This window comes from Lentzea aerocolonigenes (assembly GCF_000974445.1).
GTDB classification, from domain to species: domain Bacteria; phylum Actinomycetota; class Actinomycetes; order Mycobacteriales; family Pseudonocardiaceae; genus Lentzea; species Lentzea aerocolonigenes.
The window spans coordinates 462,381-474,943 of record NZ_BBOJ01000006.1 but is presented as its reverse complement, the minus strand read 5'-3'; the positions used below and the strand labels follow the sequence as shown (position 1 = coordinate 474,943).

Below are 12,563 nucleotides of genomic sequence, written 5' to 3'. Positions count from 1 at the left end.
ATCGGGTTTCCCGCCCAGGACGGGGTCAAAGCGGCGATCGACGCGATCCCGGCGCAGGCCTGGCGCGCCGCGATCGACAGCGACGGCGGCCCGCGCGACGGCGCCCAGGTCGCCGAACTCACCACCTGGATGCCCACACCGAGCCGGGCAAGCCATTCCGCCGCGCGGACCTGGCCGCCCGGGATGCGGGTGATCGCCCGCCGTGAACGCCCGCATCCCGGCGCGCAACTACGCCTGACCGACCGCGACGGCTGGCGGATCACCTGCTTCGCCACCAACACCCGCGCACCCGGCTGGACCCTGCCCGATCTGGAGGTCCGTCACCGCCAGCGCGCCCGCGCCGAAGACCGCATCCGCGGCCAGAAAGACACCGGGATGCGCAACCTGCCCTTCCACGGCTTCACACAGAATCAGATCTGGCTCGAGATCGCCGCCCTGGCCGCCGACCTGCTCGCCTGGACCCAGACCCTCGCCTTCGACCAACACGAACCGGCACGGCGCTGGGAACCCAAACGACTACGGCTACGCGTCCTCACCGTCGCCGGACGCATCATCCACAGCGGACGCCGCCACCGACTCAGGCTGCCACGCGACTGGCCCTGGAACCATCTCATCCACACCGGCTACACCGCGCTGCACACCAGCTGAACCCAGCACCCCGACCCCACGACAAGGACCAGGAGAACCGGCGGCCCAGCGCCGGAAACCACCCCTGCCCAACACAATCGAGCACAGCACCCCGTCCACCGGCACCTCAACTAGGCGCCACGTGAAAGATCGAGGCTAGGCCCGCAGCCGACGAAGTGGGTGCCATGCCTGACCGAACTGTCCACGACGCGCACCGGCACATCGGTGTGATGCCCGCGTATCCGTTCTACGGCGGCCCGGCGGTGCGGCCCGACGTCACCGCCAGGGCGACGATCGACGAGCTGATCGCCGACCTCGACGCCGAAGGCACCGAACGAGCGCTCGTGCTGCCCAACTACGGGGTGCCTGACCCGGACATCGCCTTCTCCTTCAACGAGTTGTGCGTCGAAGCGGCGACTCGCGACGACCGGATCCGCGCCTGCCTGTGGGTGTCCCCACTCGAACGCGACGCACAGCGGACCGAGGCCGCGCTGGCGCTGGCAGCAGAACGCGGTGTGCGGGCGCTGAAGCTCAGCTTCCTGCTCGGTGGCAGGCCGGACGACCCGGCGTGCCGCCCCGGTCTCGACCGGATCTTCGCGGTCGCTCGCGAGCACGGGCTCGTCGTCCACGTGCACACCTCGCCCGGCGCGGCGTCGGACATCGACCAGGTCGGGAACCTCGTCGACTGGTACGGCGACGACGTGGCCGTGCACCTCGTGCACTTCGGCGGGGGCATGAGCGGCCACATCAAGCTGGTCTCGCACCGGTTCTTCGACTGGATCGAGGCGGGCAAACAGGTCTACACCGACCTCTCGTGGGCGATCGGCTTCGCGCCGCGCTGGCTCGCCCACGAGATCGACCGGCGCGGGATCGGGCACGACCGGATCCTCTTCGCCAGCGACCAGCCCTGGGGAGACCACGAGGGCGAGTACGCCCGCCTGCGCGCCGCCACGGGCGACGGCGAGCTCGCCGGTCTGGTCTTCCGCGGCACCTTCGAAAAGCTCTACGGGTAGCTCCCGTGGTGAACGTCCCACCGAACAACCCCGCAGAACAACCGAGGAGATCGCGTGTCCGAGCTGACCGAGACCGAGAAGCAGAGCCTCGAGGAGATCCCGCACCCGTCGCTGCCGGAGGGCTCCAACCTCTACGGCGGGACGAAGGTGTTCCCCGACTACCAGGCCGAGCCCGGTCAGTCCTACTTCACCCTGATCCACGGCATCGCGCACGAGTCGTCGGTGAGCTTCGTGGCGATCCTGCAGGCCACCCGCGCGCAGCGGAAGGGCTTCGAGTCCGCGATCTACTTCTACGGTCCCGGATCGATGAACTGCATGGCCACCCGCGGGTTCCCGACCACCGGCAACTCCGCGTTCCCCGGCGAGCACAACATCAACGACCAGCTGAAGACCTTCATCAAGGAGGGCGGCAAGGTCTACTGCTGCCGCTTCGGCCTGTCGCTGCACGGCCTGCGGGAAGAGGACCTGATCGAGGGCGTCATCCCGACGCACCCGCTCGACGTGCAGGACGCGCTGATCCACTACGCCCGCAAGGGCGCGATCATCAACTCCACGTACATGTGGTAGCTGCACCAGCCCGTTCGCGTTCTCCCGAACGGCGGCTGCCCGCCGGCAGCCGCCGTCCGATGTCCTTGCCGAGTCAGGGGTGTGACCGTGCGCGTTGACACAGATGAGCAGGCGGCGCAGAAGCTCGCCACGAGGATCGACCTGGCCGTGCGGGGCGTGCGGGTGGACGCGCCGGTGCGGCGCAGCAAGGGCGCGGGGCCGAGCGACGACGGCCACCTGGTCGTCGACGGCGCCAACGCGGCACTGCCGTTGAACCCCGAAAGTCCTTACACCGTCCGGGACGGGCGGGTGTTCGAGGGGACGATCGACCTCGGCCTGTCCGTGGAACCCGTGGCACGGCCCAAGTTCTACGACCTGTCCACAGCGGACGGTGTGCCCTACCGCAAGATCGCGCTCCTGCACGGACGCGACGTGCTCGCCACCACGGTGGTGCAGACCTGCATCCGTTACGCCGAGGAACAACGCTGCCGGTTCTGCGCCATCGAGGAGTCCCTGCGTTCCGGCGCGACGGTCGCGGCGAAGACACCGGCTCAGCTGGCCGAGGTGGCCGAGGCCGCGGTGCGGCTCGACGGCGTCCGGCAGATGGTGATGACCACCGGCACCACGACCGGGCCCGATCGCGGCGCCCGGCACCTCGCACGCTGCGTGCGCGAGGTGCTCGAAGCGGTGCCCGGCCTGCCGATCCAAGTGCAGATCGAGCCGCCCGCCGACCTCGCCGTGCTGACCGAGCTGCGGGAGGCGGGTGCGACCTCGATCGGCATCCACGTCGAGTCGCTCGACGACGACGTGCGGCGGCGGTGGATGCCGGGCAAGGCGACCGTGCCGTTCGCCGAGTACGAGGCCGCGTGGGACGAGGCGGTCCGGGTGTTCGGCCGCAACCGCGTCTCGACCTATCTGCTCATCGGCCTCGGCGAGGATCCGGACGACCTCGTGGCGGGCGCGGCACGGCTCATCGAGCGCGGTGTGTACCCGTTCGTGGTGCCGATGCGGCCGATGCTCGGCACGCTCGCCCGCCGCGACGGCGCCGAACCACCCGCGCCCGCCGTGGTCCGCGACGTCACCGAGCGGGTGGCCGCGTTGCTGCGTCAGGCCGCGATGTTGGGCGCCGACCAGGGCGCCGGCTGCGCGGCCTGCGGGGCGTGCGGTGCGCTGAGCGCGGCGGGAGGCTGACGATGATCGACGTCCTCGCGGTACTGGGCGACCGGGCCACCATCGCGCGTCAGCCCGCGTTCCGCATCGAACAGGCCGGCGACGCGGTGACCACGGCGGCCTACCACGCGTTGCGGACCGAGGTGTTCGTGCGCGAGCAGGGTTTGTTCACCGGGCACGACCGCGACGACCGTGACGACGACCCGCGGACCGTCGTGCTGGTCGCCCGTGACGGAGCGGGAGAGGTCCTGGGCGGGGTGCGGCTCGGCCCGGCGACCGAGGGACTCGATCTCGGCTGGTGGCTCGGCGGAAGGCTCGTGGTCGCTCCGGCGAGCCGCGGGATGATCGGAGCGGCGCTGATCAGGGCAGCGTGCGCGTACGCCGAGAACGCCGGGGTGCTCCGGTTCGAGGCCACCATCCAGACCCGCAACGAGCCCCTGTTCACCCGCCTGGGCTGGACAGCGGTGCGGCCGGTGTCCGTGGCCGACACCCCGCACGTGCTGATGCGGTGGCCGATCGGCCGGATCGCCGCACTGGCCCGGGCCACCAAGAGCGATCTCGGGTCGCTGCTGGGCGGACTCACCGGTGTGCCGGGCTTCGTCGGCGACGACGGTGTGCCGGTGCCGGGCAGTGACCTGGTCGCGGCGTGCGACGCGATCCTGCCGTCGATGGTCGAACGCGACCCGGACTGGGCGGGCTGGTGCTCGGTGCTGGTCAACGTCAACGATCTCGCCGCGATGGGCGCCGAACCGGTGGGCCTGCTGGACGCACTGGGAGCGCGCGACCGCTCCTTCGCGGCACGTGTGCTGGCCGGGTTGCGGCGGGCGAGCCAGGCCTACGACGTGCCTGTGCTCGGCGGGCACACCCAGCTCGGCGTGCCCGCCGCGCTGTCGGTGACCGCGCTGGGCCGCACGGCGTGGCCGGTGCCCGGCGGTGGCGGGAAACCGGGACACCGGGTGCGGCTCACCGCAGATCTCGCGGGCGGCTGGCGGCCGGGATACGCGGGCAGGCAATGGGACTCCACGACCTCGCGGCGCACGCCGGAGCTGAAGGCGCTGCTGGGATCGGTCGCGACGGCCCGTCCCGCGGCCGCCAAGGACGTGTCCATGGCGGGCGTCGTGGGGACGCTCGGCATGCTCGCCGAGTCCAGCGGGTGCGGGGCGGTGCTCACCGTCGCCGACGTGCCCCGGCCGTCCGGCGCGACGGTGGGCGACTGGCTCACCTGCTTCCCGGGCTTCGCGATGCTCACGGCCGACGAACCCGGTGGCGCCCCGCTGGTGAGCCCCGCGGTGAGTGGCGAATGCGGGGAGCTGGTGGCGGGCAGCGGCGTCACGCTGCGCTGGCCGGACGGCGAACAGACCTCGGCCATCACGGCCGGGGTCACGGGATTGGGGACTTCATGAGCAAGCTGCGCATGGCCGCGGTGGCCGCGCCGTTCGACCGCGACCTGGAGGCGGCCTTCGCGCGGATCTCGCGGCTGATCGACCGGGCACGTGCCGACGGGGTCGGGCTGCTCGCGCTGCCCGAGGCGTCTCTCGGCGGCTACCTGGCCAACCTGGACGGAGACGCGGACGGGCCACCGGCGCTCGCACTCGACGGTCCCGAGATCCGCAGGCTCGCCGAGCTCGCCGGCGACATCGTGGTCACCGCCGGGTACTGCGAGGAAGCGGACGGGTTCCGGTACAACAGCGCGGTGTGCGTCCACGGTGACGGCGTGCTCGGCAACCACCGCAAGGTGCACCAGCCGTTGTCCGAGGACGCCGCCTACCGGGCGGGCGACGCCTTCGCCGCGTTCGACACGCCGGTCGGCCGGCTGGGCATGATGATCTGCTACGACAAGGCCTTCCCCGAGTCGGCGCGGGCGCTCGCGCTGGACGGTGCCGAGATCGTCGTCTGCATGTCGGCCTGGCCCGGCAGCCGGACGAGCCCCGCCGCGGATCTCGCGCAGGACCGGTGGAAACGCCGGTTCGACCTGTTCGATCGGGCGCGGGCGCTGGAGAACCAGATCGTGTGGCTGTCGGCCAACCAGTCCGGCACGTTCGGCGACCTGCGGTTCGTGGCCAGTGCCAAGGTCGTCGACCCCGGTGGCGAGATCGTGGCCGACACCGGTGTGGCCGAGGGCGTCGCGGTCGCCGAGCTCGACGTGCGGCAGGCCCTGGACACGGCCCGGCGGTCCATGGGACACCTGAGAGACCGGCGACCCGAGGCGTACGAGGATCTCGTGGCAGCGAGATACTGACCCGATGGGAGCGATCCGCATTGGTGCCGTTGCCGCGCATTTCGGGCGGGACCTCGACTTCGCCCTCCAGCGCATCAGCACGCTCATCGACCACGCGCGCGCTTCGGGAGTCTCCCTGCTGGTGCTGCCGGACGCGGCACTCGGCGGCTACCTGGCGGACCTGCGCCACCCGGACCCGCACGCGCTGCCGCCCGCTCTCGAACGCGACAGCCCGCTGGTGAAGCAGATCGCGACGCTGGCCGCCGAGATGGTCGTCTGCGTCGGATACTGCGAGGCGGCCGACGGCGACAGGTACAACGCCGCGGTGTGCGTGACCGGGGACGGGATGCTGGGGCACCACCGCAAGGTGCACCAGCCGCCGGGGGAGACCATCGCCTACTCGCCGGGCGACACGTTCGCCGCCTTCGACACGCCAGTCGGCCGGCTCGGCATGTTGATCGACTACGACAAGACGTTCCCGGAATCGGCGCGGTCGCTGGCGCTGGACGGTGCCGAGATCGTGGCGTGCCTGTCCGCGTGGCCGACGAGCATCACCAACCGCGCGCCGCGCATGGCCCAGGACCGCCAGTCCCGCCTGTTCGACCTCTACGACCAGGCACGTGCCGCCGAGAACCAGGTCGTGCTCGTCTCGTCGAACCAGACCGGCGCCATGGGCGGGATGCGCTTCCTGGGGCAGGCCAAGGTCGTCGGACCAGGCGGGGACATCCTCGCCCGCACCTGGAGCAAAGCCGGCATCGCCGTCGCGGAGCTCGACGTGGCCGCGGAGATCGCCAACGCCCGCCGGGTGCTGCACCACCTCGGCGAGCTCAACCCGGCCGCCTACCGGAGAACCCCGTGAAGATCGCGCTGCTGAGCTACTCGACCAAACCGCGCGGCGGCGTCGTGCACACCCTCGCCCTCGCCGAAGCGCTGGCGGCGGCAGGCGAGGACGTGACGGTGTGGACGCTCGGCCGTGGCGGCGACAGCGGCTTCTTCCGCCCGGTCGATCCCGTTGTGCGGCAAGAGATCGTGCCGTTCCCCGACGTCGAGGGCGAAGGCGTCGGCCCGCGCATCCTGCGTTCCATTGACACGTTGCGTGCCGCCTTCGACCCCGGCGGCTACGACATCGTCCACGCCCAGGACTGCATCAGCGCCAACGCCGTGTCGCGGTGCGTCCGCACGGTCCACCACATCGACCACTTCACCACTCCCGAGCTCATCGCCTGCCACGAACGCGCGATCAGGAAGCCGTTCGCTCACGTCTGCGTCTCCGCGGCGGTAGCGGAGGAACTCCGACAGGGCTGGGGAATCCAGGCCGACGTCATCCCGAACGGGGTGGACTCGCGACGGTTCGAGCTCGCGGCAGAAGACGTCCTCGGGCAGAGCCGATGGCGCTCGCGGCTGGGCCGCTACGTGCTGGCCGTCGGTGGCATCGAGCCGCGCAAGGGCACGCTGGACCTCCTGGAGGCGTACGCGCTGCTGCGGGAGTCCGACCCGGACCTCAGGCTCGTGCTGGCAGGCGGCGAGACCCTGTTCGACTACCGCGACTACCGGGCCCGCTTCGACGCACGCGCCGCCGAACTCGGGGTCGAACCCGTCGTGCTCGGCCCGATCCAGGACGACGAACTGCCGTCCCTCGTCGCCGCCGCGAGCGTGTTCGCCTTCCCGTCCACCAAGGAAGGCTTCGGCCTGGCCGCGATGGAAGCCCTCGCCGCCGGGGTGCCCGTGGTCACCCGCGACCTGCCCGTGCTGCGCGAGGTCTTCGGCACTGCCGCCCGGTTCGCCGCAGACCCCGCCGGGTTCGCCGCCCAGCTGCGCGCCGCACTCGACGAACCCGCCTCCTTCCAGGCGGCAGGACAGGCCCTCGCCGCCGGCTTCAGCTGGGAGGAGGCAGCGGCCCGCCACGTGCTCCTCTACCGGCGCCTGCTCGAGCAGAGCCGTCAGCTGGTGGCTCGACTCGGCAATTGATTTCGCCGCCGGCAGGCGAGGCGTGGCTCGTCGACTCGAGGTGTTCGTCCGGGCGCTGTGGACGGTGGCGCCACGCGAGGTCCACGACCTCGTACAGGGCCCAGCCTGCGGTTGAGCGCTGTACGTGCGGAGAAATGCGACCGTGCTCGGCGTGGCCTCCACGTTGTTGTGGGCGGTCGTCTTCGCACCGGTGATCGGCCGTTTCCTCCCCTGGGAACCCCGCGCCTGATCAGCGCCCACGCTCGCTTTCTTCGGCGCGAAAGTTCGGTGAAAGCGCCGTGGAGATTCTTGGTCATGTCGCCGGCCAAGGGGGGCCGAGGGACACCGACAACTCGGAGGTTGTACGACATGGTCAAGAAAGCAGCTCTTTCACTCGGCGCGCTTGCGCTCGCCTTTGGCGGTTCGGCGTTGGTGGCGCCGGCGGCGCACGCGGACACCAGCAGCGCCAGCATCCCTGGCGCCAAGGCGACTTTCGACCCGCACGGCGAAATCTTCAAACTGTCCGACACCGCGTGCGACGACAACCCCGTGTACCTCAGGTACTCGCTCCGCGGCGGCTCCGAGAACCGGCACGACCTCGCCAGCGGATGCAACTCGAGCATCACGTACAACAAGGAGTTCGCCGAAGGCTCCAGGGTCGACTACCGGGTCTGCGTGAACCGCAGGCCCCTCCCCGACAAGTGTTCGGGCTGGACGACCGACTACGCCTGACGGGCCGGTTCGGCGCATCGGTGAGAAGTAGTCCGCGGGCGGTTCACCACGAGTGCCCTCCCTGGTGAACCGCCCGTTGAGCCGATGCCCCCGGTGACCTCGGCCCGCGGAGTTCCGGCGATGTCAGGTGACCGCCTGACAGTCCCGGCCCGTCCAGTGGGCTGTGATGGAGTCACCGAAAGGGGGAGGGGCATGGAGTTCCGGGTGTTGGGAGAGGTGGAGGTCCGGCGTGGTGGCAAGGTCGAAGTGCTCACCGGCCGGTTGCGGCGGGTGCTGCTCGGCGTGCTGCTGGCACGTAACGGCCGACCGGTGCCGGTGGACGTGCTGACGGACGCGCTGTGGGGAGAGCAGCGGGATCCTCGTGCGCCGCAGAAGCTGCAGCTGCACGTGCATCGGCTGCGTGCGGTGTTCGGTGAGCCGGATCGGTTGTCGTTCGGAGCAGCGGGCTACCAGCTCCGGGTCCGGCCGGAAGAGGTTGACGCGGAACGGTTCGTGGCGCTGGTCGAGGCAGGGACAGCGCTGGCGGAGCGGGAGCCGCAGCGTGCGATCGGGTCGCTGCGGGCGGCGATGGCGTTGTGGCGCGGCGATTTTTTCGCGGACGTGGAGGTGCCGGTGCTCGCCGACTGGGGACGTCGGCTGGCTGAGCACCGGCTCGCCGCGGTCGAGGCGCTGTACCAAGCGGAGCTGGCCTGTGGTCTGCACGAGGCCGTCATCGGTGAGCTTTCCGGTCTGGCCAGTGAGCATCCGCTGCGGGAGCGGTTGCACGAGCTGCTGATGACCGCGCTGTACCGCGCTGGTCGTCGGCCGGAGGCACTGGACGTGTACCACCGGGCGCGACACGCGCTGGTGTCCGAGCTCGGCCTGGAGCCGGGGCCGGGCCTGCGGGAGCTGCACCGCCGAGTTCTCGGCGGTGTCCTCCCCGAACAGACGTCGAGAGCTCAGGCCGCTGTGCTCGGGCGGGCCGGGTGAAAGCCTTACCGTGCGGCCGTAGTTGAAATGCGTGTTCGTCCGGTGTTCAAGATGGTGTCCTGCGTACGCGCGTGCGTGATCAACTCGCTTCGAGCCGGACGCTCGCCGTTACCGGCAGCAGGCCTGCCAGGCCGAACCGGCAGGCTCCCGCTACGTCCCCTCGACCGCTGTCGGCCGTTCAGCGGCAAGCGCGGGCCGACGAACCGGACTGCGAGCACGTCACCGCGCTGTCCTCCATCCTTCGATCGGAGGATGGAGGGGGTCCACCGCGTCCGGGGTAGTCCTCGCCCACGTGGTCGATCCGGCGTGCTCCAGCAGGCGGCAGGCTTTTGCACATGGCCATCATCGAGGTGCACGGCCTCGCCGAGCGCCACGGCGATCCCGATCTCGCTGAGGTGAGCCGACTGCACAGGTCAACAGTCGAGCGGCTGGTACCTGCGAATACCCGACGGGTGCGAGTACCGGCCGTGACCCCGCTGGGCCCGGGCGTGCGATCATGGCAGGGCGGCACGGTCGGTCACCGGTCTCGGCCGCTGCGCCTGGCCGTCGGGGGTGGGCGATCCTCGCCGGTTCCCGTCCGGGAGGACTTCCACTGGGAGCAGGTCGTGAGTGTCGAGGCCGAGTTGCGCGAGGAGTTCGACCGCTGGGAGCGCAAGGAGACCGCGGTCCTGAAGGTGCTCCCGTACCCGTTGCTGGGGGTCAGCATCGTGCTGACTCTGCTGCAGCTGCTCTGGAACGCGGAGGTGCACCTTCCCTGGGTGCTCGGGCTTTCCGCTCTGCTCACCGCGTGGGTGTTGTGGTTCCACACGTTCCATCCGGAGCTGCACGGCAATGGCCCGCTGATGGGTCTGTACTACGCGGGGCTCGTGGCGTTGACGGCCTGCCTGGTGCTGCTCACGCCCTGGTTCGGCTTCTTCGCCTTCGTCGGGTACGTGCACGCCTTCCAGTACTTGAAGGGCCGGTGGCGGTACGTCGGCGTGGCCGTCACGTCCGCGGTCTCGGCGGTCTCCTACGTGGGAGGCGCCTCCAACATCACGGCCGACGACTGGTGGAAATGGCCCGCAGTCAGTGCGCTCACCACGGTCATGGCCACGGCGGCCTTCTACGCCGACGTGATGTCCGACCGGCGCAACCACCGGCAGAAACGGGCGCTGGTGGAGCTGCACAAGGCCAACGTCGAGCTGGAGACCGCGCTGGCGGAGAACGCGGGCCTGCACGCCCAACTGCTGGTGCAGGCCCGCGAGGCAGGCGTGCTCGAAGAGCGGCAGCGGATGGCGCGGGAGATCCACGACACCCTCGCTCAGGGGCTGGCCGGCATCCTCACCCAGCTCCAGGCCGCCGAGCAGGCGTCGGACGAACCGGCGGTGTCGCACCGGCACGTGGCGAACGCGATGAACCTGGCCCGCGAGAGCCTCACCGAGGCACGCCGGACGGTGCACGCGGTGGGGCCGTCCGCACTGGCGCAGGCGCGTCTCCCGGACGCCATCCGTGACGTGGCCAGGCGCTGGTCCGAGGTGAACCGCGTCGAGGCGGTGCTGACCACGACCGGTGACGCCCGGCCGATGCACACCGATGTCGAGGTGGCACTGCTGCGGACCGCGCAGGAGGCTCTCGCCAACGTCGCCAAGCACGCGCGAGCCGGTCGGGTCGCGCTGACCCTGTCGTACATGGAGGACCTGGTGACGCTCGACGTGCTGGATGACGGAGTGGGTTTCCTGCCCGACGCCGAGCGCTCCGGCAACTCCGCCGACGGGGGGTTCGGGCTCGCCGGCATGCGGCAGCGGGTGCAGCTCCTCGCCGGGCGGCTGGACGTCGAGTCCGAGCCGGGCTGGGGCACCGCGATCACGGTGACGGTGCCGGCGATCCCCGCTGGGAGCGAACGTTGATCTCACTGCTGATCGTCGACGACCACCCGGTGGTGCGGGACGGGCTGCGGGGCATGTTCGGCGCCGACCCGCGCTTCGAGGTGGTCGGCGAGGCCGATGACGGCGCGGAAGCGGTCGCGGTCGCGGAACGCCTCCGCCCCGACGTGATCCTCATGGACCTGCGGATGCCCGGGACCGACGGGGTCGCCGCCATCAAGGAGCTGGCGAAGCGCGGCGTGCCGTCACGGGTGCTGGTGCTCACCACGTACGACACCGACAGCCACGTGCTGCCTGCCATCGAGGCCGGCGCCACCGGCTACCTGCTCAAGGAGACACCGAGGGCGGAACTCGTCCGCGCGGTCGAGGCTGCGGCACGCGGGCAGTCGGTGCTCTCTCCCTCCGTCGCGACCCGGCTCCTGGGGCAGGTGCGCAAACCAGCCCCGGCACCGCTGTCCCAGCGCGAGCTGGAGGTGCTGGAGCTGATCGCCCAGGGCTCGACGAACCGCGAGGCGGCGAAGCGGCTCTACATCAGCGAGACGACGGTCAAGACGCACCTGCTGCACGTGTACGCGAAGCTGGGCGTCAACGACAGGGCAGCCGCCGTGGCCGCCGCGTTCTCCCGCGGCTACCTCACGCCGGGGGACTGACGAGGAGATCACATGAGTGCGGGAATGATCTGGTTGGCCGTGCTCAACGGCGTCGTCTCCCTGGTGTCCACCGGGTTCGCGATCGTGGCGGCTGTCCGTCCGTCGTCCCTGAGTCACGAGAGGACACCGACCGCGGGCGAGCGCTTCTACGCGTGGATGTACTCGGTCAGAGGCGTGCCGCTGGGACTTCTCGTCTGCGTGACGCCGTTCGTCGCGTCCGGACCGGTCAGCGCACTGGTGCTGATCACCGCCGCGGTCGTCCAGGCAGGGGACGCCGCCATCGGCGCTCATCGGCGTGAGGTCCGCATGACCGTCGCGCCGGCCGTCGCCGCCGTCATCCACGTGATCACCGCGATCGCGGTGGCGGCGCCGTAGGAGAAGTGTCAGCCCGAGCGGTCGGCGGCGTCGAACACGGAGCAGTTGCGCTGAATCACGGGCATGTACTGCTCAGCCCACGCTCGCAGACTCCGCAACGGCGCGACGAGCGTCGTGCCCAGGTCGGTCAGCCGGTAGTACACCCGTGGAGGCTTGCTCGCCTCGACACGACGACCGACGAGGCCGTCTCGTTCCAGTGCCCTGAGGGTCTGCGCCAGCATCTTCTGCGACACACCGGTCATCTGGCGCTTCAGTTCGGTGAACCGCAGCTCGCCCTCGGCGGCGGCGAGTGACAGCACCGCCAGCGTCGACCACCGCGACCCCACCCGGTCGAGCAAGTGCCTCGTCGGGCACAGGGGGTCGAACAGGTTCCCCTGCCGTGAGGCGGTTACCACGACGTCACCTGGTGCCGGGAAAGTGCCTTCTTCCCCGTTCATCGGGGGTTTCCTACGGT

Annotated in this window: 14 protein-coding genes; 13 read left to right on the top strand and 1 reads right to left on the bottom strand. The window is 70.7% G+C overall.

Annotated features, from left to right (window positions below):
• The 13 genes from AOM45_RS14745 to AOM45_RS14685 all read left to right on the top strand — a co-directional run.
• Positions 1 to 648: transposase (locus tag AOM45_RS14745; RefSeq protein ID WP_174517901.1), on the top strand; the 648-nt coding region annotated here is incomplete at its 5' end.
• Positions 649 to 812: 164 nt separating this feature from the next.
• Positions 813 to 1,640, top strand: coding sequence for an amidohydrolase family protein (locus AOM45_RS14740; protein WP_030472249.1), 828 nt, complete (start codon positions 813 to 815; stop codon positions 1,638 to 1,640).
• Positions 1,641 to 1,694: 54 nt separating this feature from the next.
• Positions 1,695 to 2,207, top strand: coding sequence for an MSMEG_0572/Sll0783 family nitrogen starvation response protein (locus AOM45_RS14735; RefSeq protein ID WP_030472248.1), 513 nt, complete (start codon positions 1,695 to 1,697; stop codon positions 2,205 to 2,207).
• Between the two features lie 87 nt (positions 2,208 to 2,294).
• The gene (locus tag AOM45_RS14730) at positions 2,295 to 3,377 is read left to right on the top strand and encodes an MSMEG_0568 family radical SAM protein (RefSeq protein WP_030472247.1); all 1,083 of its coding nucleotides are present in this window, start codon (positions 2,295 to 2,297) and stop codon (positions 3,375 to 3,377) included.
• Between the two features lie 2 nt (positions 3,378 to 3,379).
• On the top strand, positions 3,380 to 4,759 hold the full coding sequence (locus AOM45_RS14725) for an MSMEG_0567/sll0787 family protein (RefSeq protein ID WP_030472246.1): 1,380 nt from the start codon (positions 3,380 to 3,382) through the stop codon (positions 4,757 to 4,759).
• Entirely contained in the window at positions 4,756 to 5,595 is an 840-nt protein-coding gene (locus tag AOM45_RS14720; protein ID WP_030472245.1) for a carbon-nitrogen hydrolase family protein, read from the top strand. The genes AOM45_RS14725 and AOM45_RS14720 overlap by 4 nt, the downstream gene beginning before the upstream one ends.
• 4 nt (positions 5,596 to 5,599) lie before the next feature.
• Positions 5,600 to 6,433, top strand: coding sequence for a carbon-nitrogen hydrolase family protein (locus AOM45_RS14715; RefSeq protein ID WP_030472244.1), 834 nt, complete (start codon positions 5,600 to 5,602; stop codon positions 6,431 to 6,433).
• The gene (locus tag AOM45_RS14710) at positions 6,430 to 7,542 is read left to right on the top strand and encodes an MSMEG_0565 family glycosyltransferase (RefSeq protein ID WP_030472243.1); all 1,113 of its coding nucleotides are present in this window, start codon (positions 6,430 to 6,432) and stop codon (positions 7,540 to 7,542) included. The genes AOM45_RS14715 and AOM45_RS14710 overlap by 4 nt, the downstream gene beginning before the upstream one ends.
• Before the next feature lie 348 nt (positions 7,543 to 7,890).
• The gene (locus AOM45_RS14705; RefSeq protein WP_030472242.1) at positions 7,891 to 8,253 is read left to right on the top strand and encodes a hypothetical protein; all 363 of its coding nucleotides are present in this window, start codon (positions 7,891 to 7,893) and stop codon (positions 8,251 to 8,253) included.
• 192 nt (positions 8,254 to 8,445) lie between these two features.
• Positions 8,446 to 9,222, top strand: a complete 777-nt coding sequence (locus AOM45_RS14700; protein WP_030472241.1) for an AfsR/SARP family transcriptional regulator — start codon at positions 8,446 to 8,448, stop codon at positions 9,220 to 9,222.
• A 335-nt stretch (positions 9,223 to 9,557) separates the two neighbouring features.
• On the top strand, positions 9,558 to 11,108 hold the full coding sequence (locus AOM45_RS14695; protein WP_236703491.1) for a sensor histidine kinase: 1,551 nt from the start codon (positions 9,558 to 9,560) through the stop codon (positions 11,106 to 11,108).
• Positions 11,105 to 11,734, top strand: coding sequence for a response regulator (locus AOM45_RS14690; protein WP_030472239.1), 630 nt, complete (start codon positions 11,105 to 11,107; stop codon positions 11,732 to 11,734). Before AOM45_RS14695 ends, AOM45_RS14690 begins: the two co-directional genes overlap by 4 nt.
• A gap of 12 nt (positions 11,735 to 11,746) precedes the next feature.
• Positions 11,747 to 12,109 carry a hypothetical protein gene (locus tag AOM45_RS14685; protein WP_030472238.1) on the top strand — a complete coding sequence of 121 codons (363 nt, stop codon included), beginning with the start codon at positions 11,747 to 11,749 and terminating at the stop codon, positions 12,107 to 12,109.
• 8 nt (positions 12,110 to 12,117) lie between these two features.
• On the opposite strand, the gene AOM45_RS14680 is transcribed toward AOM45_RS14685, so the two are convergent.
• Positions 12,118 to 12,546 carry a winged helix-turn-helix transcriptional regulator gene (locus AOM45_RS14680; protein ID WP_051784497.1) on the bottom strand — a complete coding sequence of 143 codons (429 nt, stop codon included), beginning with the start codon at positions 12,544 to 12,546 and terminating at the stop codon, positions 12,118 to 12,120.
• Positions 12,547 to 12,563 lie beyond the last annotated feature (17 nt).

What these genes read in the sequence shown, in the direction of transcription:
- AOM45_RS14725 (WP_030472246.1), top strand. Translation starts at nt 3,380, where the DNA reads ATGATCGACGTCCTCGCGGTACTGGGCGACCGGGCCACCATCGCGCGT.
- AOM45_RS14715 (WP_030472244.1), top strand. Translation starts at nt 5,600, where the DNA reads ATGGGAGCGATCCGCATTGGTGCCGTTGCCGCGCATTTCGGGCGGGAC.
- AOM45_RS14700 (WP_030472241.1), top strand. Translation starts at nt 8,446, where the DNA reads ATGGAGTTCCGGGTGTTGGGAGAGGTGGAGGTCCGGCGTGGTGGCAAG.
- AOM45_RS14720 (WP_030472245.1), top strand. Translation starts at nt 4,756, where the DNA reads ATGAGCAAGCTGCGCATGGCCGCGGTGGCCGCGCCGTTCGACCGCGAC.
- AOM45_RS14705 (WP_030472242.1), top strand. Translation starts at nt 7,891, where the DNA reads ATGGTCAAGAAAGCAGCTCTTTCACTCGGCGCGCTTGCGCTCGCCTTT.
- AOM45_RS14695 (WP_236703491.1), top strand. Translation starts at nt 9,558, where the DNA reads ATGGCCATCATCGAGGTGCACGGCCTCGCCGAGCGCCACGGCGATCCC.
- AOM45_RS14740 (WP_030472249.1), top strand. Translation starts at nt 813, where the DNA reads ATGCCTGACCGAACTGTCCACGACGCGCACCGGCACATCGGTGTGATG.
- AOM45_RS14680 (WP_051784497.1), bottom strand. Translation starts at nt 12,546, where the DNA reads ATGAACGGGGAAGAAGGCACTTTCCCGGCACCAGGTGACGTCGTGGTA.
- AOM45_RS14685 (WP_030472238.1), top strand. Translation starts at nt 11,747, where the DNA reads ATGAGTGCGGGAATGATCTGGTTGGCCGTGCTCAACGGCGTCGTCTCC.